Raw genomic sequence first — 24,754 nt, forward strand, 5'->3', positions numbered from 1 at the left:
TACATCTCCTGAAAGAAGGTGACCCCATGGCACTGTCCACGGCGGCAGATATTGTTAAAGCACCTCTGTTATACAAAGGGAAAGTACGCGAGCTATACGATCTGGGTGAGCATTTTCTTATTGTGGTAACTGATCGCATCTCGGCATTTGATTATGTGCTCGATCCGGCGGTTCCAGAGAAAGGCAATGTGCTGAATCAACTCAGCAGCTTCTGGTTTGATCTGACAGGTAGCATGATGGAAAACCACGTGGTTCATACGGATGTGAATCAGCTGGGTGATCTCGTCACCGAACCTGAATTGCTCAAAAACCGCATCATGGTTACACGCAAAGCCGAGCGCATCGATATCGAATGTGTGGTGCGCGGATACATCACTGGCGGTGGCTGGAGACAGTACGAGACAACCGGAGAAGTGAATGGAATCAAACTGCCGGAAGGCCTGCGCAAAAATGCCAAGCTTGAAGTGCCCATCTTCACACCGGCTGCCAAAAATGATGTTGGTCATGACGAGGACATTCCGATGGAGCGTATGAAAGAGCTTGTGGGAGATGCGCTTGCGATCGAGCTTCAAGAGAAAAGCTTGCGCCTCTATGAGTTTGCTCGTGATTACTGTGACCAGCGCGGTATCATCCTGGCAGACTGCAAATTCGAGTTTGGCATCGTGGACGGCAAGGTGATCCTGATTGATGAAATCTTCACCCCGGATGCTTCCCGCTTCTGGGCAAAAGAAAACTATGCTCTCGACATTGAGATCGACAGCATGGATAAAGAGCCTGTCCGTACCTATCTTGCAGGCACCGATTGGGACAAGAACAGCAAGCCCGAACCGCTTCCGCAAGAGGTCGTGGAAGCGACAACGGCAAGATACGTCGATATTTATAAACGTTTAACGAAATAATAAAAGGTAACGTTTGAGCGTGCGGCTCCGGGAAAGTTTGGCTTTCGATCGCTGTTGCCCCCGGAATGTTTGGATTCCTATCCTTTTTTCAAAAGGACACATTCCGGTCGCAAAGGCGAGCACTTCGTTTCTCCAGCTCAAATCTTTCCCTCCGCCAGTGTTCAAACTGGTGAATGAGGTAATTAAGGCGTAGGCTTCACTAGGTGCGAAGCCTGGAATCAATGCAAGAATTAAAATCAATGTTACTCAAAGACTTGAAGACCTGTACCGCGTATGCGGAAAACTATGGATTGGTTCAGGTATACCGCTTGTACAGTTGCCATTGAGCAACGCAAAGGGTTTAGGCCTTTAAAAAATAGCGCCGCAGGATCAAGCGTAGGGGGTGGAATGGTTCACGAAAGAGCGAAGCGTCCGCCTTTGTTCCCGGGTTTTGACCGCGGCGCGGGCCAAAACGAATCAGAAAACCTGGGAACAACAAGCGGCCGGAGGAACTATCCACACCGAAGCGAGCGTCCCAAGGCCATCGCTTTTACTACCCGCCGAGCAACGCAAAGGGTTTAGGCCTTTAAAAAATAGCGCCGCAGGATCAAGCGTAGGGGGTGGAATGGTTCACGAAGGAGCGAAGCGTCCGCCTTTGTTCCCGGGTTTTGACCGCGGCGCGGGCCAAAACGAATCAGAAAACCGGGGAACAACCCGCGGCCGGAGGAACCATCCACACCGAAGCGAACGTCCCAAGGCCACCGTTTTTACTACCCGCAGAGCAACGCAAAGGGTTTAAGCCTTTAAAAAATATTGCCGCAGGATCAAGCGTAGGGATGGAATGGTTCACGAAGGAGCGGAGCGTCCGCCTTTGTTCCCGGGTTTTGACCGCAGCGCGGGCCAAAACGAATCAGAAACCTGGGAACAACAAGCGGCCGGAGGAACCATCCACACCGAAGCGAGCATCCCAAGGCCACCGCACTTTTTTAACAGCATAAAGCATTTATCCCGTTCATTACTGAGGAGGAACATACAGATCATGATCAAAGCAACCGTATATGTCACTATTAAACAAAGCGTACTCGACCCGCAAGGCGTAGCTGTTCAAGGAGCCCTGCACTCCATGGGATTTAACGAAGTGGAAAGTGTACGGATCGGTAAAGTCATGGAACTGAATCTGGATACAACAGATCGTGTGGAAGCGGAAAAACGATTGAAAGTGATGTGTGAGAAGTTGCTCGCCAACACCGTTGTTGAAGATTACCGCTACGAATTGGAGGGTTAATCTCATGAAATTTGCAGTTCTTGTGTTCCCTGGCTCCAACTGCGACATCGACTGTTACAAAGCGGTAGAAGACGCGATTGGACAAGAGGTTGATTATGTATGGCATACGGCTACGGACTTGTCCGCGTATGATTGCATTCTGGTTCCGGGTGGTTTCTCGTACGGAGACTACCTGCGTTGCGGAGCAATTTCCCGTTTCGCACCCGTAATGAACGAAGTGGCGAAAGCCGCAGAGCAAGGCAAATATGTGCTGGGCATCTGTAACGGATTCCAGATTCTGACGGAAGCAGGTCTGCTCCCGGGAGCGTTGATCCGCAACACGTCCCTGAAATTCCGTTGCCATGACACGGTGCTGAAAGTGGCTAACGCAGACACACCTTTCACACGTGACTATGCACCAGGCGAAGAGATTGTCATTCCGATTGCTCACGGTGAAGGCAACTATTACTGTGACGAAGAAACACTGGCAAGTTTGCAAGCAAACAATCAGATTGTATTCACATATGGCAACAACCCGAATGGTTCCCTGGGTGATATCGCAGGGGTTTGCAACGAGGCGGGCAACGTAGTGGGCATGATGCCGCATCCAGAGCGTGCAGTGGATTCACTGTTTGGTTCGGAAGACGGCAAACGGATGTTTACATCAATTTTGAAAGCATGGAGGGATCGGCATGACGCAGCAGCTATCCGCTAAGGAGCCAACAGCAGAACAGGTCGCAGAACATAAACTATACGCACAGATGGGCGTGTCTGACAGCGAGTATGAGCTGATCTGTGAGTTCATGGGCCGCAAGCCAAACTACACGGAAATTGGTGTATTCAGCGTCATGTGGTCTGAGCACTGCGCATACAAAAACTCCAAGCCACTCTTGCGTCGTTTCCCGACAAGTGGTCCACGTGTCCTGATGGGACCGGGTGAAGGTGCCGGGATCGTAGATATCGGTGACAACCAGGCCGTTGTTTTCAAAATTGAAAGCCATAACCACCCTTCCGCGGTAGAACCTTATCAAGGGGCGGCAACAGGTGTAGGCGGGATTATCCGTGATATTTTCTCCATGGGTGCAAGACCAGTAGCGCTGCTCAACTCCCTTCGTTTCGGTAAGCTGGAGAGCGAGCGCGTAAAATATCTGTTCGAGCATGTGGTAGCGGGTATTGCGGGATACGGTAACTGTATCGGGATTCCGACCGTTGCAGGTGAAGTGATGTTTGATGAGAGTTATGAAGGCAATCCGCTCGTGAATGCGATGTGTGTGGGTCTGATCGATCATGACAAAATCCAGCGCGGTGTAGCCAAAGGTGTAGGTAACCCGGTTTATTACGTTGGCCCACCAACAGGTCGTGACGGTATTCACGGTGCAACGTTTGCATCCGTTGAGCTGACCGAAGAATCCGAGTCCCAGCGTACAGCGGTCCAAGTCGGTGATCCATTCATGGAGAAGCTGGTTATGGAATCCTGTCTGGAATTGATCGATACGGGCATCGTGCTCGGTATTCAAGATATGGGTGCAGCAGGTCTGACGTGCTCCAGTGCGGAGATGGCAAGTAAAGCAGGCAACGGTCTGGAGTTGTATCTGGATCAGGTGCCACAGCGTGAAGAAGGCATGACACCGTACGAGATGATGCTTTCGGAGTCTCAGGAGCGGATGCTGTTTGTCGTGGAGCCGAAGGATGAGGCGCAGGCGATGGAAATTTTTGAACGTTGGGGTGTCATCTGTGCCAAAGTTGGTAAAGTTACAGACGATGGTCGTCTGAAACTGATCCACCACGGCGAAGTGGTTGGCGATATGCCTGTAACGGCTTTGGTTGACGAGTGCCCGGTATATGACAAGCCATCTTCCGTACCTGCGTATTATGAAGCGAGTGCTTCCATCGATACGCTTCGTTATGACGAAGTGTCGGATCTCGGCGGTGCATTGAAACAAGTGCTGGCTTCCCCAACGGTGGCGAGTAAAAAGTGGGTTTATGATCAATACGACTACATGGTGCGTACAAGCACAGCCGTACGTCCAGGTTCGGATGCAGCAGTAGTCACCATTCGTGGCACGCGCAAAGGTCTTGCGATGACTACGGACTGTAACGGTCGTTACGTTTACCTTGATCCTGAGGTGGGCGGACGTATCGCCGTGAGTGAAGCGGCGCGGAATATCGTATGTTCTGGTGCAGAACCGCTGGCAATCACGGATAACCTGAACTTCGGTAACCCGGAGAAACCGGATATTTTCTGGCAGATGGAAAAAGCGGTAGACGGTATGGCGGAAGCTTGCCGCGTATTGGATACGCCGGTTATCGGCGGTAACGTGAGTTTGTACAATGAAAACGCCAAAGGCTCTATCTATCCAACGCCAGTGGTCGGTATGGTAGGTCTCGTTCATGATACGGATCATATCACGACACAAGCTTTCAAATCCGAAGGAGATGTCATCATGCTCCTCGGTGAAACCAAAGCGGAACTCGGCGGCAGCGAGTTGCAATACGCCGTACACGGCGTGACCGAAGGCCGTCCGCCAGCGCTGGACCTGAACACGGAGAAAGCATTGCTCAGCACTGTGCTGGAAGCCATCCAATCCGGACTTGTTCGCTCCGCACATGACTTGTCCGAAGGTGGTCTGGCCGTTGCACTGGCAGAGTCCTGCATCAGCGGTAACGTAGGCGCACAAGTGAATGTAGAGACTGCACTCCGTGCAGATCATGCGCTGTTCAGTGAGAGCCAATCCCGTATTCTGTTGTCGGCTTCTCCAGAGCAAGCCAGTAAGCTGGAAGCTCTGGTACGTGAACGCGGAGTGCCAGCAGCTGTGATCGGACGTGTTGAAGGAAGTAACCTGACGATTGAATTGAACGGAACATCAGCCGTGAACGAACCTGTAGGAGGTTTGGCTAAGGTCTGGGAGGATGCGATTCCATGTCTCATGAACTGATGACGGAACCGTTGTGGACAGGCGATTATTATAACGAAGGGTCCGGCAAGGAAGGACTCGACAAATTAAAGGAAGAATGCGGCGTATTCGGGGTGTATCGGCACCCTGATGCGGCTTCCCTTTCTTACTACGGTCTGCATGCCCTGCAGCATCGTGGGGAAGAGAGTGCAGGTATGTGTGTAAGCGACGGCACACAGTTTAACTATCACCGCGGTATGGGACTCGTGAAAGAGGTTTTCACCAAAGACCTGATGCAAACACTCACCGGTGATATTTCGATTGGTCATGTACGTTATTCGACAAGTGGAGATAGCAAATTGACCAATGCACAGCCACTCGTATTCAAATATCGCGATGGCGACCTAGCCGTTGCAACGAACGGAAACATCGTGAATGCACCAACCATCCGGCGTGAGCTGGAGCAGAGTGGTTCCATTTTCCAAACAACCAGTGATACTGAAGTTATCGCTCACTTGATTGCAAGATCTTCGAAAGGTCTTGTAGAGGCGGCAAAAGATGCATTCCAGCGTATCGTCGGTGGTTATGCCTTTCTGATCATGACAAATGATAAGTTGTTGGTTGCTTCTGACCCGCATGGGCTTCGTCCACTAACGATGGGTAAGCTTGGGGACGCGTACCTGTTTGCGTCTGAAACTTGTGCACTTGAGACGATCGGCGCAGAGTTGATCCGTGACATAGAGCCAGGGGAACTGCTTGTGCTGGATGCAGACGGATTACATGAAGATCGTTTCGATGATCATAAACACCGCAAGGCACTTTGTGCGATGGAATATATATATTTTGCCCGACCTGATAGTGATATGAACGGTGCTAATCAGCATGCTGCTCGTAAACGCATGGGTAGTCGGATGGCCATTGAGGCGTTTGTGGATGCGGACTTGGTTACGGGGGTACCAGATTCCAGCATCTCGGCGGCGATTGGATACGCTGAACAGACAGGTATTCCATATGAGATGGGCATGATCAAAAATAAATACACCGGACGTACATTTATCCAGCCAAGCCAGGAACTGCGTGAGCAGGGCGTGAAGATGAAACTCAGCGCCGTGCGCCGTGTCGTGGAAGGTAAGCGTGTAGTGATGATCGATGACTCGATCGTACGTGGGACAACATCCCGCCGGATTGTGAATATGCTGCGTGACGCAGGGGCAACGGAAGTGCATGTGCGGATTACTTCGCCGCCATTTAAGAATCCGTGCTTCTATGGTATTGATACACCGGATAGCCGTGAGCTTATTGCATCTGCTCTGTCCGTTGAAGAGATTTGCCGTGAGATCAATGCAGACTCTCTCGCATTCCTCAGCCCGGACGGACTGATTGCTTCCATTCAGGGAGATAACCAGGATGACTATAAGGGCGGACTGTGTCTGGCATGCTTCGATAATGACTATCCGACCCGACTCGACTTTGACGGCGAGGAGAAGTTCGGCTGCAGTTGTTAGGAGGCAAGGCTTATGGGAAGAAAAAGCTATAATGAGGGCGATGTTTTTCTGATTCCAATGCATGATGGACGGTTTGCCGTGTGTCAGGTGATATGTGCACTGAGAGACCGCTTCAAAAAGGCATTTTCATTCGGCGTGATGAGCATTCAGCGTGACGAAACTGTAAGTTTGGAAGACGGCGAATTCCTTATCTATTCTTATGGCAAACGTAAGAGCAACGTGATCTTCACGTCACCGAAGCTGCTGAAAGATGGCACATGGAGCATCGTTGGTAACATTCCGCTGACTCCGGCGAAAAAAGAACTGCAAGTATTCCAGTGTGCCGGTGCGGTATACAACGGTGACGAATTCATTCGAATGGTTCCACCAGAAGAGTACAGTCAGTACATTATAATGGGTGTAGCTGGATTTGAATTGGTACAGATTCATCTTTTGGAGATGAGTAGCAATAAATGAGTTGGAATTTTGATTTACACATAAACGGAGAGGACAGAAAAAACCTGTAGAAGCGAAGCTAAAAGCTTTCTGAAAGAAAGCTACATCGGAAGCATAGGCTGCGCCTTTATCACCGGATTTTCCCTTTGAAAAAAGGGAATCAAAAAATCTGGGGATAACCGCTACTCTCCAGGTTATTCTGTCATCGGAGTGTGCGGTGTAAATATTTTCAACTCAATTTATACAAGATACGAAGGGTGTGAGGGTTGTGTCCGAAGCATATAAAAAGGCCGGCGTCGATATCGCGGCAGGGAATGAAGCGGTTGAACGGATGAAAAAACACGTAAAGCGTACCTTCCGTCCGGAAGTGATGACGGATTTGGGTGGATTTGGTGCCCTGTTCGGATTGAACAAAGAAAAATATGATGAGCCGGTTTTGGTTTCCGGTACAGATGGTGTTGGAACCAAACTGAAAATCGCATTTGCGATGGATCGTCATGACACGATTGGTATAGACGCGGTAGCCATGTGTGTCAATGATATCGTTGTTCAAGGAGCGGAGCCACTCTTTTTCCTGGACTACCTCGCTTGTGACAAAGTTATCCCGGAGAAGATTGAGGCGATCGTTGCGGGTATCGCGGAAGGCTGTCATCAGTCCGGCTGTGCGCTCATCGGCGGTGAAACGGCTGAGATGCCGGGAATGTACAGTGAAGGTGAGTATGATATCGCAGGTTTCACCGTGGGTATCGTGGATAAAGCAAAAATCATCAATGGCACAACCATCGCACCTGGAGATACCGTAATCGGCCTCGCTTCCAGCGGCGTGCATAGCAACGGATTTTCTCTGGTTCGCAGATTGTTGCTTGAAGAAGCTGGCCTGGATTTGCATTCCGAAGTGACGGAGCTGGGTGGCAAACTGGGCGATGCCTTGCTGGAGCCAACGAAAATTTATGTAAAACCATTACTGTCCCTGCTGGAGAATGTCAAAGTTAAAGGGATGGCGCACATCACGGGCGGTGGATTTATTGAAAATATACCGCGTATGTTACCAAGCGACGTGAACGTAGATATCGATTATGGTTCATGGCCGATCTTGCCAATCTTTAATCTTTTACAGCAAAAAGGCGATGTGTCCAACCGTGATATGTTCACGACGTTTAACATGGGGATCGGACTTGTCTTGGTTGTGAACGAAGCGGATGCAGCAAAAGCATTGGAGCAACTAAAAGCTTCCGGTGAAGAGGCGTACATCATTGGCCGTGTAACTGAAGGAGATGCGCGAGTAACCTTCACGGGAGCGGATGTTTAATGACGAACTACCGCATTGCTGTATTTGCCTCAGGGACAGGAAGCAACTTTCAGTCTCTGGTGGATGCAGCACGGAATGGTGACTTGGGTGCATCGGTGGAATTACTCGTCTGTGATAAACCTGCTGCACGCGTTGTGCAGCGAGCACAGGATGCAGGGGTAGACTGCCATCTGTTTACGCCCAAAGCGTATGATTCGCGTGAAGCTTACGAGACACAAATTATCGAAGTGCTCGAATCCAAGCAGATCGATCTGGTTGTGCTGGCGGGTTATATGAGACTGCTGACCTCCGTAATGGTTGAGCGTTACGCGGGTCGACTGATCAACATTCATCCATCGCTCCTGCCAGCCTTTGCTGGCAAAGATGCGATTGGACAAGCACTTGATTATGGTGTGAAATTGACAGGTGTAACCGTTCATTTTGTGGACGGAGGCATGGATACAGGACCGATCATTGCCCAGCATCCTGTGCCTGTCCAACCAGGGGATACGGCGGAAACGATCAGCAAAGCTATCCATGCTGCCGAACAGCAGTTATACCCTGAAGTGGTATCTTGGTTCGCGCAAGGTCTGGTTCAATTAAACGGACGCCACGTTATCGTTAACAAACCGGTTTGATATAAGTTGCCCTTTTTTACACGTTAACGGAGAGGACAGAGAAAACCTGAAAAAGCGAAGCGCTCGCCTTTATCACCGGATTTTCCCCTTGAAAAAAGGGAATCAAAAAATCTGGGGATAACAGCGATTGAAAGGTTGTTCTGTCATCGGAGTGTTCCGTGTAAACACTATGGTTCAACTCATATAACAGAAGTCGAAAATTGGTACGCATTTTGTGATATTTCTCGGGAAATAAATCGGCTGTGTTTCGTCAGGAAACGCGAAGCTTATGGGATAATAAAGGAGGAGCATATTGTGAGTATCAAAAGAGCGCTGGTCAGCGTATCGGATAAAACAGGCATCGTGGACTTTTGCCGCGAGCTGTCGCAAATGGGTGTGGAGATTATTTCGACAGGAGGTACAAGTAGCCTGCTGTCGAAGGAAGGCGTACCTGTCATCGGAATTTCGGACGTAACCGGGTTCCCGGAAATTATGGACGGACGTGTCAAAACATTGCATCCGGCAGTTCACAGCGGTTTGCTCGCTGTTCGTGATAACGAAGAGCATACACGCCAAATGCAGGAGCTTGGTCTCGGGTATATCGATCTGGTCGTTGTAAACCTGTATCCTTTCCAGGAAACCATCGCAAAGCCAGATGTAGCCTATGAAGATGCGATTGAGAACATCGATATTGGTGGGCCAACGATGCTTCGTTCAGCAGCTAAAAACCATGCTTTTGTTAGTGTCGTTGTTGATGCGGCTGACTACAGTCAAGTACTGGAGGAAGTGCGCAGCGGCGGTGATACGACGCTGGAAACACGCAAACGGCTTGCGGCAAAAGTGTTCCGTCATACGGCGGCTTACGATGCACTGATCTCCGACTACCTGTCCAACGTTAATGGCGATCCACTACCAGAGCGTCTGACGGTTACTTACGAAAAACTCCAGGATCTACGCTACGGCGAAAATCCACACCAACAAGCGGCATTCTACCGCAAACCACTCGCTGCACAGGATACATTGACTACAGCCGAGCAACTACACGGTAAAGAACTGTCCTACAACAATATCAACGATGCTAACGCAGCACTGCAGATTGTCAAAGAATTTGAAGAGCCAGCAGTGGTTGCCGTGAAACATATGAATCCTTGCGGTGTAGGTATCGGCGAAAGCATCTATGAGGCCTACAGCAAAGCGTATGCTGCTGACCCAACATCGATTTTCGGTGGTATTGTGGCGGCAAACCGCATTATTGACAGCGATACGGCGAACAAGCTGAGCGAGATTTTCCTGGAAATCGTACTTGCACCTGATTTTACCCAAGAAGCACTGGATATTCTGACGAAAAAGAAAAACATTCGTTTGCTCAAAACGGGTGAACTGAATGCAGCTCGCAACCGTGAAAGCCAATTCGTGGTGACATCGATTGACGGCGGTATGATCGTGCAACAATCAGACGTACACTCCATTGAAGCGAGCGAGCTCAACGTGGTTACAGATCGTGCACCTTCCGAAGAAGAAATGAAACAGCTATTGTTTGGCTGGAAAGTTGTTAAACATGTGAAGTCCAACGCGATTGTACTTGCTGCGAACGACATGACGGTAGGTGTAGGTGCAGGGCAAATGAACCGTGTCGGCGCGGCCAAAATTGCAATTGAGCAAGCTGGCGAGCAGGCAAAAGGAGCTATTCTCGCTTCCGATGCATTCTTCCCGATGGGTGATACACTTGAGTTGGCGGCAAAAGCGGGTATTACAGCAGTCATTCAGCCAGGCGGCTCGATCAAAGACGAAGAGTCTATCAAGGTAGCCAATGAATATGGCATCGCCATGGTATTCACGGGCGTACGTCATTTTAAACACTAGGACAAGTAATAAGCAGGTGGAAGAGTTAAAGTCCGAACAGAAGTATTAAAATACTCTTCATCAAAAAGTGGCAAGTGTTATAAAGGAGTGTCACCTGTCATGCTGATGACGTATGGGGCACTCCTTTTTTCAGGAAATAGATGAATAAAAACAGATCACTTAATGTTTTTGAAGTGTAGGAACATCACAATCCAGTAAAGCGTGGAGGGAAACAGACGAATGGATATTTTGGTAGTCGGCGGCGGCGGCCGCGAACATGCAATTATCTGGGCACTGGCGAAGAGTCCAAAGGCAGGTAAAATTCATTGTGCACCCGGGAATGCGGGTATTGCACAGCTTGCAGAATGTCACCCGATTGCGGTACATGAATTCGATAAACTCAAAGCACTGGCAGTTGAACTAAAAGTAGACCTCGTCGTTATTGGACCAGATGATCCGCTCGCAGACGGCATTGTGGACGCATTTGACTCGACAGGAATCCCGGTCTTCGGCCCACGCCGTAATGCAGCGGAAATCGAAGGCAGCAAAACATTTATGAAGGATCTGCTACACAAATACAATATCCCTACGGCTGCATACGAGAAGTTCGACAACTACGAGCAAGCTCAGACATATTTGGACGGGCAAGCAATCCCGGTTGTTATCAAAGCGGACGGACTCGCTGCAGGTAAAGGGGTTACCGTAGCATACTCTCGTGAAGAGGCGAATCAGGCCCTTCGCAGCATTATGGTTGATAAGGTGTTTGGTGAAGCTGGAGCGAAAGTGATTATCGAAGAATTCCTCGCCGGACAGGAGATGTCGATTCTGGCTTTTGTTGACGGTGAGACGGTTCGTCCAATGGCTGCTGCGCAGGATCATAAACCTGTGTTCGACAATGATCAGGGGCCAAATACGGGCGGCATGGGTACGTACTCCCCACTTCCACATATTCCAGCCTCCATTATTGAAGAAGCGGTGGAAACCATCATTAAGCCAACAGTGAAAGCAATGGTATCCGAGGGACGTCCATTCCGTGGTGTATTGTTTGCGGGTCTGATGATCTCCCCGGATGGCAAACCCAAAACAATTGAGTTCAACGCTCGTTTTGGAGATCCGGAGACCCAAGTCGTGTTGCCACGTCTGAAAACGGACCTGCTCGACATTTTCTGGGCAACCGTTCATGGTAAGCTGGCTGATCTGGAGATTGAATGGAGCGAAGAAGCCGCTGTATGTGTCGTGCTTGCTTCAGGCGGATATCCCGGCCCTTATGCCAAAGGTGTTGTGATTGAGGGACTGGATCAAGCCCGAGAGGCTGTTGTGTTCCATGCAGGAACAGCGCGTAATGAAGCTGGAGACTGGGTGACAAACGGTGGACGTATTCTAGGTGTTGTAGGCCTAGGCGCTGACATTGCAGAAGCAAGAGCCAAAGCTTATGCACAAGCAGAGTTCATTCAATTTGAAGGCAAACATCAACGTACCGACATTGCAGCCAAAGCTTTGGTATAACAATTAAGCCAGCCCGTAGGATGGGTACCGCAAGGTATTTGCATCCTGCGGGCTTTTTTTTCGCGTATTACAATATCATGTGTAAAAAAAGACAGCCAAAATCCTTTACATAGCCTTGAGAGTGAAACTTAGCCGCTATGCCAGTGAGCCTCTGGATCTGTTTGATGCCCAAATGAAACGGGTAGTTTTTTAATAAACTGCATTATTCTATAACAAGAGGACTGTATCAATTCGGAAGAGCCTTTTACATAAAAGCGGGGAACGTAGGTAGTCTGAAGAAAGATAGGCGATAAATCCATCTCTTAATTACAGGATCACACTGGTTAAAATGCCAGAGGATAACATACATATAGACTATTCTGTGAACAATAGACTGTAAGCTTGTGCCAAACCATAACGTGCAACTGGATGGTTTGGATCAAAACATGATATACTTTTCGGAAACAGGAATCGATACGTTGGGAGGTGGATATCTATTGGGTAGGCGATATTGTAAATTGTCCAAATGGCGAATCTAGGTGGAGTTGATCAAGGAACAATGGACAGCATGAGGGGTAACCCGTTTTGATTGAAGTCGTTTCTACACGTCATGGGCGTTATTGACTTCATCTTGGATTCCTGTTTTAGATTTACAAGGTCATTATGCGACTTATACAGAAGTGATCATGAACTGATTTTTTATATATTTTTTATTCGTCACGGGCTCTTGGTATCACACATTCAACAGCGTATGAACAGTTAACGACATGAACGTTAATGTATCACGCTGTAACTATCTTGGAGGTGAATCCCTGACTATCGGGGAAGTCTTTGGACATAATTACCATATTAAATATCGCATTACTTATCATCTTGATTGTACTGACCGCATTTTTCGTTGCGTCGGAGTTTGCTGTTGTAAAGATTCGTACATCAAGGGTGGATCAACTGGTTGCCGAAGGCAATAAACAGGCAGTGCTCGCTAAAAAGGTCGTCTCGGATCTGGATTATTATTTGTCCGCCTGTCAGCTAGGTATTACCGTTACAGCCCTCGGACTCGGGGCATTGGGGAAACCGACTGTGGAGAGATTATTGTATCCGTTGTTCAGCTATTTTGACGTGCCTGCCTCGGCCTCGGCGATTGCTTCTTATGCGATAGCTTTTATTCTCGTTACGTTTTTGCATGTCGTTGTTGGTGAGATGGCACCCAAAACGTTAGCGATTCAATTTTCCGAAAGATTGACTTTGTTACTCTCGCCGCCGCTGTACTGGTTTGGTAAAATCATGTACCCATTCATCTGGGCACTCAATGGTGCATCGCGTGTAATCCTACGTGGATTCGGTGTAAAACCAGCCGGACATGATCAAGCCTATTCTGAGGACGAGATTAAGATCATTATGAACCAGAGCTATGAAGGCGATGAGAGTAATCAGACCAAGCTTTCATACTTGGAAAATGTGTTTGTGTTCGATGAACGTGATGCCAAAGATATCATGGTTCCTCGTACAGAACTGATTACATTGAATCAAGATATGACGTATGACGATATCATTCCTATATTGGATGAGCATAACTACTCCAGATATCCCGTCATTGAGGATGGAGATAAAGACCGCATTATCGGTGTCGTGAATGTGAAGAAGATATTGCCGGACATGGTTGCGACCCGAGCACATCAATTGAGTGCCTTTGTGCGTGAGATTCCATTTGTGTCGGAAGTGACCTCCATTCAGGATGCGATGATCAAAATGCAACAGGAACGTGTGCATATGGCTGTCGTCGTGGATGAGTACGGCGGTACTTCGGGAATCATTACGATGGAGGATATCCTTGAAGAGCTGGTTGGCGAGATCCGGGATGAGTTCGATGCTGATGAAGTAGCGGACATTCAGGAGACCGGGGAAAACCAGTATCTAATTAGTGGCCGTGTGCTGCTGGATGAACTGGAGCGTCAATTCGGAATTATATTCGAAGGTAATGAAGAGATGGATACGGTTGCCGGATGGATTCAGTACCAGAAGGGTGTCGGCGTGGAAAAAGGAGATACCGTTGAACACGGTGACTACGTCTGGACGGTAGTGGATGCAGAGAACTATCACATCAAGCAGGTGCTGCTTGAACGTGTAAACGGAACTGAAGCCCAAGAAGCTGCAAGCGATCTGGCTTAAACATTTCAAAACTTAATGGAGGTGAATCCCTCATCTTGAGGGAAATCATTGGACGGAATAATAGCCTTAAACTTATTTTTAGTAGCTGTATTTATCGGTTTGACTGCGTTTTTCGTAGGAGCCGAATTCGCTATTCTGAAAGTACGGATGTCCCGTATTGATCAGTTGATCTCGGAAGGCAACAAAAAAGCGGTGGTCGCCAAAAAAGTGGCACATAACCTGGATTATTATCTGTCTGCATGTCAACTGGGTATTACGATTACAGCACTCGTACTGGGTGCCTTGGGTGAACCGACCGTAGAGAAGATGTTGCACCCGTTATTTCAGAGTTTGGAAGTGCCTGCTGCACTGTCCACCGTACTCTCTTACGCGATTGCATTGGCATTTATCACCTTCCTGCACGTTGTGATTGGTGAGCTTGCACCGAAGACACTTGCCATTCAGTTTGCTGAAAAGATGACGTTGTTGCTTGCACCACCGCTCTACTGGTTCGGTAAAATTATGAACCCGTTCATTTATGCGCTGAATGGTGCAGCACGTTTATTGCTTAGCATCTTCGGTATCAAACCGGCCGGGCATGATACCGTTCACTCCGAAGAGGAATTAAAGCTGATTATGGCGCAAAGTTATGAGAGCGGTGAGATTAATCAAACCGAGCTGGACTATCTCAAAAATATCTTTGCTTTTGATGAGCGCTTGCTTCAGGAGATCATGATTCCCCGAAATAAAATCGTTACGTTGAATAAAGAAATGCCGCTGGAACAGATTATTGAAGTGTTGAATCAGCATGAGTATACGAGGTATCCTGTCATTGCAAACGGGGATGCAAACCATTTTGTCGGGTTTATTAATACCAAACAGACGTTAACGAGTGTAGCTGCGGGCAGAACGTTCAGCATGAACACGTTCATGCACCCAATGCCGAGCTTCTCGGAGCGTTCACCGATCAAGGATGTACTCGTTCAGATGCAACATAGTCGTGTGCATATCGCTTCTGTCAAAGACGAAGCTGGCGCAACGATCGGAATGGTGACCATGGAGGATATTCTCGAAGAGATTGTCGGGGATATCAAGGATGAATACGAGCATAAAGATCTGGTTAATCCACCGAAGAAATTAAAATTGGTATAAGAATCAGAACCAGAAGCAGAATCAGAAGTAGGCTTCATTTTGGTGAGATAGACGTTATTAAAGACAGGTTCCCGTACTTCGGTGCGGAGACCTGTTTTTTTTATGTGAAAAGCAGTTCAGAGCGATACGTTTTAACAAAAACAACGAGTCTATTTAAGGTTCATCGAAGTAATATCTTAATTTTGAAATAAATGCTTGCATATTACTCGGTTATGGATTAATATGAATTTAAAGAATCTTAAATTAAAGATAAATGATAACAACAAAGATAAGATACGAACCATAAACCAAAACCAAGGGAGTGGAGATTATGTTCAGAACTTCAGGCATTCATCACATTACCGCTTTTGTCGACGATGCACAGAAAAATGTAGACTTCTACGCAGGTGTACTGGGACTCAGACTGGTGAAAAAAACGATCAACTTTGATGCACCGGATGTATATCACTTGTACTACGGCAATGAGCAAGGTGCGCCAGGTACGATCATTACGTTTTTCCCGCAGCAAAATTCAAGAAGAGGTGTGATCGGCTCAGGTCAGACCGGAGTTACCGTCTATGCGGTACCGGTGGGCAGCCTGTCGTTCTGGAAAGAACGTCTTGCATCCTTCGATATTCCATATGAAAATAAAACGAGATTCGGTGAACAATATATTCGTTTCTTCGATAAAGGGGGATTGCTCCTTGAACTGGTTGAGCGGGAAGGCGGTCAGCCAAGCCAGTGGGCATTTAACGGGGTAACACCGGAGCATGCCATCAAAGGATTTGGCGGTGCGGTACTGTACAGTCACGTGCCTGAGAAAACGATGGATGTGCTTGTCAGCAAGCTTGGTCTGGAACAGGTTGGCGAAGAAAATGGCCTGATCCGTCTGCGGGCGAGCGGTGATCTGGGACAGATCATCGATATTCAATCGACAGGTATCCAGCGCGGTATCGGTGGTGCGGGAACGGTACACCACATTGCATGGCGTGCCAAAGATTACACGGAGCATGAACAGATTCAACAGGACCTGGATCAAACAGGGTATCATCCAACACCCGTGATTGACCGTCAATACTTCAATGCGGTATATTTCCGGGAACCAGGCGGTATTTTGTTCGAGATTGCTACAGATCCTCCGGGCTTTGCACGGGATGAGCCACAAGAGACAATGGGTGAGAAATTGATGCTGCCTGAATGGTACGAACCACAGCGTGAGCAGATCGAACAATTGCTGCCACCAATTCAAGTACGGGAATGGAAAGGGGAGTCTAAATCATGAGTACAGCGACGATGAAACATATCTACAAAGCAGGTTCTCAGCCAGATGCACCGACACTACTGTTGCTCCACGGGACCGGAGGAACGGAGAATGATCTGATCGGTCTGGCAGAGATGATTGCTCCGGGGGCGGCGATTCTTGGAGTGCGAGGTAACGTGTCCGAGAATGGGATGCCACGTTTTTTCCGCCGTCTTGCGGAAGGTGTCTTTGATGAAGAGGATCTGATTGCCCGGACAGCGGAACTGGGAGCCTTTATCGATGCTGCCGCGGTGGAATATGGATTCGATCGTTCGAACGTGTATGCACTGGGTTATTCCAATGGCGCCAACATTGCCGCAAGTTTGATGTTCCATCAGGCAGATGTATTCAAGGGAGCGATCCTGCACCATCCGATGGTACCTCTGCGCGGATTGACACTGCCTGATCTGAAAGGATTGCCCGTCTTCATCGGTGCAGGGGAGAATGATCCTATTGTACCAAGACGTGAAACGGAGGAACTGGCTTCATTGCTGAGCGGAGCGGGTGCTGATGTGCATATGCATTGGGAACGTCAGGGACATCAACTGACACGTACCGAGGCTGAAGCTGCGGCAGCTTGGTATACATCACAGGTGTAATACAGGTACAGTATTTGGATGTATTGTAGTAAAGGATTGCAGTAAAGGATTGCAGTAAAGGATTGCAGTATAAGATTGAGCATGCATCGACATGAACAAGTAGTTCGCAGGCAGCCTGATCGTTGAGATCGGGCTGTTTTTTCGCTTTTTATTTCCTGTTTAAGTTGAACTATTCTTTTACACGTTAACGGAGAGGACAGAAAAAACCTGGAAAAGCGAAGCGTTCGCCTAAAAGCTTTCTGCAAGAAAGCTACATCGGAAGCATAAGCTTATCACCGGATTTTCCCCTTTGGGAAAGGGAATCAAAAAATCTGGGAATAACAGCTATTCTCCAGGTTATTCTGCCATCGTACATCGTGTAAAATCCTTAATTCAACTTATAAGCCTCAGGAAAACGAACTAACCTGTTATGTAAACGTGACGAACCGGGTAAAGATTTGAAATGGGGAGAGTTCGCGCAGTATGCTTACTATATTGCTCCGACACTATACGAAAATCATGAACCGGAGGGATCAACGTGGAACGTAACATCAAAGATTTGGTACAGCAGATGACACTGGAAGAAAAAGCGGGAATGTGTTCAGGGCTCGACTTTTGGCATTTGAAAGGGGTGAATCGTCTGGGTATTCCTTCCATTATGGTAACAGATGGTCCTCACGGATTGCGCAAACAGGACAGCAGTGCAGATCACTTGGGTCTAACCGCAAGTGTGCCTGCAACCTGTTTTCCGTCTGCGGCAGGGCTGGCGAGTTCGTGGGATACGGAGTTGGCGCGTCAGGTCGGCGTGGCTTTGGGCGAAGAATGTCAGGCCGAAGATGTGGCGGTACTGCTTGGGCCGGGGGTGAATATTAAACGTTCCCCATTGGGTGGACGGAACTTTGAATATTTTTCCGAAGATCCGCTGTTATCGACTCAGATGGCTACCGCTCATATTCAGGGTGTGCAGAGTCAGGGCGTGGGTACGTCTCTCAAACACTTTGCCGTGAATAACCAGGAAAAGCGCCGTATGTCGATTGATGCGGTGGTAGACGAACGGACGCTACGCGAGATTTATCTGGCCAGCTTCGAAGGCGCAGTGAAGGATGCACAGCCTTGGACGGTCATGTGTTCTTATAATAAAGTAAACAGTACGTATGCGGGTGAAAATGAGTGGCTGCTGACGGACATATTGAAGGATGAATGGGGCCATGAAGGTCTGGTTGTCTCGGACTGGGGCGCTGTAAATGAGCGGGCAGATGCGCTAGCAGCCGGACTGGAGCTGGAGATGCCAGCAAGCGGCGGTATTGGAGAACGTAAGGTGATTGATGCGGTAGAGAGCGGAAAGCTGCCCATGGACAAGCTGGATCTTGCGGTGGAGCGTGTGCTGACCTTAATTTTCAAAGCGGTGGATCATAAGAAAGAAGGCGTTTCGTACGATAAAGATGAACATCATCAGCTTGCGCGTAAAGTGGCGTCCGAGAGTATGGTGTTGTTGAAAAATGAAGCTGGGCTTCTTCCGCTAAAGCATGAAGGTAACGTAGCCATCGTAGGTGCTTTTGCACGTAAACCTCGCTTTCAGGGAGGGGGAAGCTCCCACATTAATCCGACCAAGGTCGATGATATTGTCGAGGAGATGACTATTATAGCAGGCGATGGAGTGACCATCTCGTATGCACCAGGGTACCGGATTGAGGAGGATGATGTGGATGAGACACTGTTGCAGGAGGCCGTTCAGACTGCACAAGCTGCAGATACAGCTGTCGTCTTTGTTGGATTGCCGGATCGATACGAATCCGAAGGTTACGACCGTACCCATCTAAGTCTGCCCGATAACCACATTCGTCTGATTGAAGAGGTTGCCAAGGTACAGTCCCGCATAGTAGTTGTGCTGAGCAACGGTTCTCCGGTGGAGATGCCTTGGCTGCCGCAGGTTCAAGCTGTGCTTGAAGCTTATCTTGGCGGACAGGCTGTAGGAGGCGCAATCGTCGATCTGCTCTATGGTAAGGTGAACCCGTCCGGTAAACTGGCAGAGACCTTCCCGGCCAAGCTCAGTCATAATCCATCCTATTTAAACTTCCCGGGTGAGGCAGATCGTGTGGATTACCGCGAGGGTATCTTCGTCGGTTACCGTTATTATGATAAAAAAGAGCTGGAACCGCTATTCCCGTTTGGCTACGGGCTCAGTTATACCACGTTTGAGTACAGCGATTTACAGGTAGATCGGTCGGCACTAACGGATCTGGACGAGGTGCAGGTACAAGTACGTGTCACCAATACGGGGGAGCGTGCAGGGAAAGAGATCGTACAGCTGTACGTTAGTGATATGGAGAGTACGGTGATTCGTCCGGATCGGGAGCTGAAAGGTTTTTCGAAGGTGGCACTGGAAGCTGGCGAGTCCAAAATAGTCCATTTCACGCTGAATAAGCGTTCGTTCGCGTATTACAACGTGGATATGAAAGACTGGCACGTTGAGACTGGCGAGTTCGAGATTCAGGTGGGCAGCTCTTCGCGTGATATTCGTATGCAGACTCGGGTAAGCGTAGAGTCTACTGCCACGTTCATTCCAACGTATACACGCAATAGTACCCTCGGCGATATTCAGCGCGACCCGGAGAATAAAAAGCTGATTGAGCAGGCTTTGCGGCAATTCCAGGAAGCGAGCGGTTTCGGCGGCGGAGATGATTCTGGTGACAATGATCATGCGGATATGATGAACGCGATGATGAAATATATGCCGCTGCGTGCCCTTGTGGCCTTTAGCGGTGGTGCAATGACCGAGGAAGCGATGAACCAGCTGCTAGATCAGATGAATAACAAGGATCACGGCATTCGCGGATAAGAGCGTGCAGTTCCACGCTGAACGATTTTATGGCTGGTTTAGTTAGATTATGGGCAAGTAACGGGGAAACGAGGCTGAAAATTTTATAATGCATATTCAGCCGCTGCAAGGCTGGGAGAATACCCGATCAATAATGGATCGGGTGTTCTTTTTTTACAAGTAAACAGGTATAATTAGTAGTTGATAATTGTTTTCATTTAGAGTCGGCGATGATCGATAGATGGTGTGGATTAATTTGAGAGGAAGGTGAAGGAATGAGTCATGAAGCCGGATTACATACGTTTGGTTCAAGTACATATATCGAAACCCAGGATGGCCGCAAGTTGCATTATATGACCAAGGGGACGGGAAAGTATACTGTAGTGTTTGAGTCGGGTATGGGTGTCTCCAGATCAACGTGGGGGCTGGTGGTGCCGACCATAGCAGAGCATGCACGTACCGTGGTGTACGACAGAGCCGGGGCGGGACGAAGTGATGTTGATTCTTCTCCGCGCACGCTGGCCCGAATTGCGGAAGACCTGAATGAACTGCTATCGGCACTGGGGCCGGGACCGTTTATACTGGTAGGACATAGCTGGGGCGGACCAATTGTGCGGACAGCTGCCGAGACTAATCTGACACGTCTGAGGGGAATCATTCTTGTGGACCCGTCAGATGAGCATTGTGAATTATATTTTTCCCGAATGGCGAAAGCGGGTTTTGCATTTAACGGTGCGCTTAGTCCAATTCTGGCTCGCCTGGGCTTGTATCGGTTCCTTGGCATGAAGGATTTCCTTACCCAGCCTGGTGATGTGGCAGCAGATCACCTCCAGGAGGACTTTACGGTAAAGGCCGCTCGGACACTGGCAGCGGAAGGAAAAAATTTTCTGCAAGATTTAAAGGGGTTGCGGAAGCAGCCTCCCCAACTGGAAGATTTGGAAGTCAGTATTATTTCGGGCACCTTGCCGGGCAAAGGAGAACGCAAGATCAGGCCCGCAATCGTTGCAGCTCACCGCCAGACGGTGAATCAGCTGTCCAATGCGAGATGGGTGGAGGCTCCACACTCGGGGCATGTGGTGATGTTTACAGACCCCGAAGTCATTACCGATGAGATTTTGCGAATGATCAGGGATAAAGAAGTAAGAGAAACGAGAAACAAGGAAGAAGTAGAGATGAGAAGTAACTCGTAAAGTATAAGTCTGAAATAGGAGAGAGGCAGATCTATCCTGTCTGCATCAGGCGCAAGGACAGAGCAAAAGTGATACAATAAAAAGAAAAAGCAATGGTTGACATTGCTAGACCATATAGGCGGAGTGTGGAGACAGATGAAACCAGAGAATCAAGAAACAGCAGGAACGGGAGCCGGAAATGAAGGTTCCAGACATGCCAGTGTGGGTATGGAAGATATTGTGCGCGCGCATCATGTGTTGCGTGAAGTCATTGTCAGAACGCCGTTACAGCGGGATGCTGTACTTTCGGCTAAATATAACTGTAATGTGTATCTGAAAAGGGAAGACCTTCAGGTGGTGCGTTCGTTCAAAATTCGCGGGGCCTACAACATGATACGCAATCTGACCCCCGCCGAAATGGAGAAAGGCATCGTCTGCGCGAGTGCCGGCAACCACGCACAGGGTGTGGCTTTTAGCTGTAATGCACTGGGCATCCACGGCAAAATCTTTATGCCAAGCACAACCCCGAACCAGAAGGTGAAGCAAGTGAGACGTTTTGGCGGCGATAATGTGGAAGTTGTGCTGATCGGTGATACGTATGATGATGCGTATGCTGAAGCCATGCGTGCGTGCAACGAACAGGGTATGACCTTTATCCATCCGTTTGATTCGCCGAAGATTATTGCGGGGAACGGTACAGTTGCGATGGAGATCATGGAAAGCCTTGATGAGAATGCAGACTATGTATTCGTCACAATCGGTGGCGGCGGTTTGGCGGCTGGAGTAGGGACTTACATGAAAACCGTAAGTCCTGAAACACAAATCATCGGTGTTGAGCCGCTTGGAGCAGCTTCCATGAGTGAAGCGATGTTCCGCAAACAAGTGGTTACGCTGGATGATATCGATAAGTTTGTGGATGGCGCAGCCGTTAAACGGGTCGGTGATTTGACTTATGACATCTGCAGCAACATTTTGGATGACATCGTGAAGGTGCCAGAAGGCAAAGCCTGCACAACGATTTTGGAGTTATATAACGAAAATGCTATCGTGGTAGAGCCGGCAGGCTCGTTGGCTGTAGCCGCACTGGAGCAATACCGCGAACAGATCGCAGGCAAGACGGTGGTCTGTGTCATCAGCGGCGGTAATAATGATATTGACCGGATGCAAGAGATCAAAGAGCGTTCTCTAATCTACGAAGGTCTGAAATATTATTTCATGGTGAATTTCCCGCAGCGTGCGGGGGCTCTACGTGAGTTCCTGGAGGAAGTGCTCGGTCCGAATGACGATATCGCCAGATTTGAATATACGAAAAAACATGACAAGGAAAACGGCCCCGCCCTGGTTGGCATCGAGCTTATGTACAAAGAAGATTACGAACCGCTCATCGAACGGATGAACCGCAAAGGTATCGCCTACACTGAGCTGAACAAAAACCTGAATTTGTTCAACATGTTGATCTGAGAGGGCGGTGTCTTTTTAACATGAAACCTATGATAAATTCAGAGCAACAAATAGGTTCAGAGCACCAAAAGTCAATGCCTCAGATCCGACCTGCACGGAAGGAAGATGTGGATCAGATCATTCCGCTGCTGGTGCAGGCAATTGGTGATATTGCTTATGCACTTGCAGGGGAGGCAGACCATGAGCGGGCAATGGACATCTTGCAAGAGTTTGTTACTCTGGAAGGTAACCGGATCAGTTATCAGAATATCACTGTGATGGAGCAGGAGGGCAAAATTGCGGGTATGTTGGTAGCTTATGCCGGCGATGATGCGGATCGTCTGGATCAGCCGCTACGCAATCGTCCCGGACGTGATGGGGATGAGAAATATGCTCTAGTAAAAGAAACCCGTCCGGGAGAGTATTATCTCGATACTCTTTCGGTAAGTGAGCCATTTCAAGGGCAAGGCATCGGCCGTGCACTGATGGCTGCGTTCGAGCAGCAGGGAAGAGAACTCGGGCACGTGCAGGTTGCCCTGATCGTGGAGCAGGACAATGACCGCGCGAAACAACTCTATGAAAGACAAGGCTATGTTCAGGATGAAGTGATCCTCGTCGGTGGACATGAGTATTATCATATGATTAAACGAATCGAATCCTAGTGACGACTCGGGATGGCAGGTGCGTGGTTAGGCACGGATGTCTCGAAAGCAATGAAAAAGACGAAGCAATGCCAGAAGGGCAGTTGTCTTCGTCTTTTTGGTTTTATTTTGCTTACTCTACTGAGGCAGATATTCATCTCTAGCTGCGTTCTGCTCCAGCCATTGGTCGACGGCCTCTGTCTTTTCAAACTTGGATTCGGCAACGACTTTCATGAAGGTATCCAGTTTTTTCAGAAAAGCACTATCCCCGGAAGAGTTGCGCTGTAAGACAGCTCTGTAACCTTTTTGAGCATTGGGCACCATTAGGTTGGTGTCATAATCGAACAGAGGGGTGTTGTCCAGCCCGTAGAAGGTGTATAGCGTATATTCATTCATCAGCATCTGCACTCGATTTCTCCGGTTTGAGTCAGGAAAATCATTCAGGAACCGCTCCTGATTGAGCGCACGGTTCAGCATATCCTGATATCCGATCATGAGGCCCCCATCTTCCGAGGCGATATTGCTCGTTTCAACCGCCATGATGCGGATGTACTGTTTGATATCTTGATTGACATAAGAAGTGTATTTGTCAAAAGCAGCATAATTCATGATTGGATAGAGTGAACCCTCGATCATGGTAAGACGATAGCCACTATCTCTCGCCTGTTGTAGCAGTGAGCGGAGACTCTTGTCTTTGGTGCGGGACATCAACTGGGTGAAGCTGTCATTCCACTTGTATATTTTCTGCATCTGATCCTGAACATTGGGCACAAGCATGCGATCTGTTATGGCCGTTAGCGCTTTGAAACGGGCATTCTCCAGTTGAAGTACCATCAGGGTTGCATGATGAGGAGTGACTTGGCTGATCTTAGACTCCAGATAACGGTCCGCAGCGGGCAGGCCATTTTTTTTGTAGAGCATGGTCTGAAAGGATTGGTAGATTGCAATTGAATTGGCTGCAGTGACCTTGGTGTCAGTAGCAGGGGCAGCAGAAGCGATGCCGGCGACAGGAGCAACAGCCGCTTGTAACAATAAAGTAATAGCCGTAGCGGTAAGTAGTGCGCGCATGCCTTTATTTTTTAAAGAGTGCAAAGATGATGTCATGGATACTAACCCTCCCGTAGTCTGATGTAAGTAAGTGAGGCTGAAGCAACATTACCTATTAAAAATAATACATAGCAAGTGAAGCATGTCTAGTTAACGGTTACCCACAGATTATAGCAAATGACACAAAAAGTGGTTGCGGAATGGTGACAAAATATTCTGTTAATTTTAACCTTTGCAAGGTGGATGCAAGGCCAATGTTTCTGCGAAAATAAAT

At 48.6% G+C, this 24,754-nt stretch carries 19 protein-coding genes; 18 read left to right on the forward strand and 1 reads right to left on the reverse strand.

Going from position 1 to position 24,754, the window contains the following annotated elements; translation table 11 throughout:
• Positions 1-26 precede the first annotated feature (26 nt).
• The 18 genes from M3629_RS23090 to M3629_RS23175 all read left to right on the forward strand — a co-directional run bounded on the left by M3629_RS23090 (position 27) and on the right by M3629_RS23175 (position 23,454).
• The gene (locus M3629_RS23090) at positions 27-899 is read left to right on the forward strand and encodes a phosphoribosylaminoimidazolesuccinocarboxamide synthase (protein WP_251510670.1); all 873 of its coding nucleotides are present in this window, start codon (positions 27-29) and stop codon (positions 897-899) included.
• Between the two features lie 1,018 nt (positions 900-1,917).
• Complete coding sequence (purS, locus tag M3629_RS23095; RefSeq protein WP_090923368.1) at positions 1,918-2,163, forward strand: phosphoribosylformylglycinamidine synthase subunit PurS; 246 nt, start codon at positions 1,918-1,920, stop codon at positions 2,161-2,163.
• A gap of 4 nt (positions 2,164-2,167) precedes the next feature.
• Complete coding sequence (purQ, locus tag M3629_RS23100) at positions 2,168-2,857, forward strand: phosphoribosylformylglycinamidine synthase subunit PurQ (protein WP_090923362.1); 690 nt, start codon at positions 2,168-2,170, stop codon at positions 2,855-2,857.
• Positions 2,835-5,078: a phosphoribosylformylglycinamidine synthase subunit PurL gene (gene purL / locus M3629_RS23105; RefSeq protein ID WP_251510671.1), complete on the forward strand. Its 2,244-nt coding sequence runs from the start codon at positions 2,835-2,837 to the stop codon at positions 5,076-5,078. The genes purQ and purL overlap by 23 nt, the downstream gene beginning before the upstream one ends.
• The gene (purF, locus tag M3629_RS23110) at positions 5,063-6,541 is read left to right on the forward strand and encodes an amidophosphoribosyltransferase (RefSeq protein WP_090923359.1); all 1,479 of its coding nucleotides are present in this window, start codon (positions 5,063-5,065) and stop codon (positions 6,539-6,541) included. Before purL ends, purF begins: the two co-directional genes overlap by 16 nt.
• A gap of 12 nt (positions 6,542-6,553) precedes the next feature.
• On the forward strand, positions 6,554-6,997 hold the full coding sequence (locus tag M3629_RS23115) for an immunity 26/phosphotriesterase HocA family protein (RefSeq protein ID WP_251510672.1): 444 nt from the start codon (positions 6,554-6,556) through the stop codon (positions 6,995-6,997).
• 247 nt (positions 6,998-7,244) lie between these two features.
• A complete protein-coding gene (gene purM, locus M3629_RS23120; protein WP_251510673.1) occupies positions 7,245-8,285 on the forward strand; it encodes a phosphoribosylformylglycinamidine cyclo-ligase in 1,041 nt (346 codons plus the stop codon).
• A complete protein-coding gene (gene purN / locus M3629_RS23125; RefSeq protein ID WP_251510674.1) occupies positions 8,285-8,902 on the forward strand; it encodes a phosphoribosylglycinamide formyltransferase in 618 nt (205 codons plus the stop codon). The genes purM and purN overlap by 1 nt, the downstream gene beginning before the upstream one ends.
• Positions 8,903-9,196: 294 nt before the next feature.
• Complete coding sequence (gene purH, locus M3629_RS23130; protein WP_154960740.1) at positions 9,197-10,744, forward strand: bifunctional phosphoribosylaminoimidazolecarboxamide formyltransferase/IMP cyclohydrolase; 1,548 nt, start codon at positions 9,197-9,199, stop codon at positions 10,742-10,744.
• 219 nt (positions 10,745-10,963) lie between these two features.
• A complete protein-coding gene (purD, locus tag M3629_RS23135; protein WP_251510676.1) occupies positions 10,964-12,229 on the forward strand; it encodes a phosphoribosylamine--glycine ligase in 1,266 nt (421 codons plus the stop codon).
• An 810-nt stretch (positions 12,230-13,039) separates the two neighbouring features.
• Entirely contained in the window at positions 13,040-14,377 is a 1,338-nt protein-coding gene (locus M3629_RS23140) for a hemolysin family protein (RefSeq protein ID WP_251510678.1), read from the forward strand.
• Between the two features lie 48 nt (positions 14,378-14,425).
• Positions 14,426-15,508 carry a hemolysin family protein gene (locus M3629_RS23145; RefSeq protein ID WP_154892161.1) on the forward strand — a complete coding sequence of 361 codons (1,083 nt, stop codon included), beginning with the start codon at positions 14,426-14,428 and terminating at the stop codon, positions 15,506-15,508.
• 310 nt (positions 15,509-15,818) lie between these two features.
• Positions 15,819-16,769, forward strand: coding sequence for a ring-cleaving dioxygenase (locus M3629_RS23150; RefSeq protein ID WP_285888984.1), 951 nt, complete (start codon positions 15,819-15,821; stop codon positions 16,767-16,769).
• An 11-nt stretch (positions 16,770-16,780) separates the two neighbouring features.
• On the forward strand, positions 16,781-17,386 hold the full coding sequence (locus M3629_RS23155; protein ID WP_251510906.1) for an alpha/beta hydrolase: 606 nt from the start codon (positions 16,781-16,783) through the stop codon (positions 17,384-17,386).
• 517 nt (positions 17,387-17,903) lie between these two features.
• Entirely contained in the window at positions 17,904-20,204 is a 2,301-nt protein-coding gene (locus M3629_RS23160) for a beta-glucosidase family protein (RefSeq protein ID WP_251510679.1), read from the forward strand.
• Between the two features lie 254 nt (positions 20,205-20,458).
• Positions 20,459-21,373, forward strand: coding sequence for an alpha/beta fold hydrolase (locus M3629_RS23165; protein WP_251510681.1), 915 nt, complete (start codon positions 20,459-20,461; stop codon positions 21,371-21,373).
• Positions 21,374-21,580: 207 nt separating this feature from the next.
• Positions 21,581-22,813, forward strand: coding sequence for a threonine ammonia-lyase IlvA (ilvA, locus tag M3629_RS23170; RefSeq protein WP_251510908.1), 1,233 nt, complete (start codon positions 21,581-21,583; stop codon positions 22,811-22,813).
• 20 nt (positions 22,814-22,833) lie between these two features.
• The gene (locus M3629_RS23175) at positions 22,834-23,454 is read left to right on the forward strand and encodes a GNAT family N-acetyltransferase (RefSeq protein WP_251510683.1); all 621 of its coding nucleotides are present in this window, start codon (positions 22,834-22,836) and stop codon (positions 23,452-23,454) included.
• Positions 23,455-23,571: 117 nt separating this feature from the next.
• On the opposite strand, the gene M3629_RS23180 is transcribed toward M3629_RS23175, so the two are convergent.
• Positions 23,572-24,537, reverse strand: coding sequence for a hypothetical protein (locus tag M3629_RS23180; RefSeq protein ID WP_251510685.1), 966 nt, complete (start codon positions 24,535-24,537; stop codon positions 23,572-23,574).
• Positions 24,538-24,754: the final 217 nt, after the last annotated feature.

Source organism: Paenibacillus polysaccharolyticus (genome assembly GCF_023714295.1).
Lineage (GTDB): Bacteria > Bacillota > Bacilli > Paenibacillales > Paenibacillaceae > Paenibacillus > Paenibacillus polysaccharolyticus_A.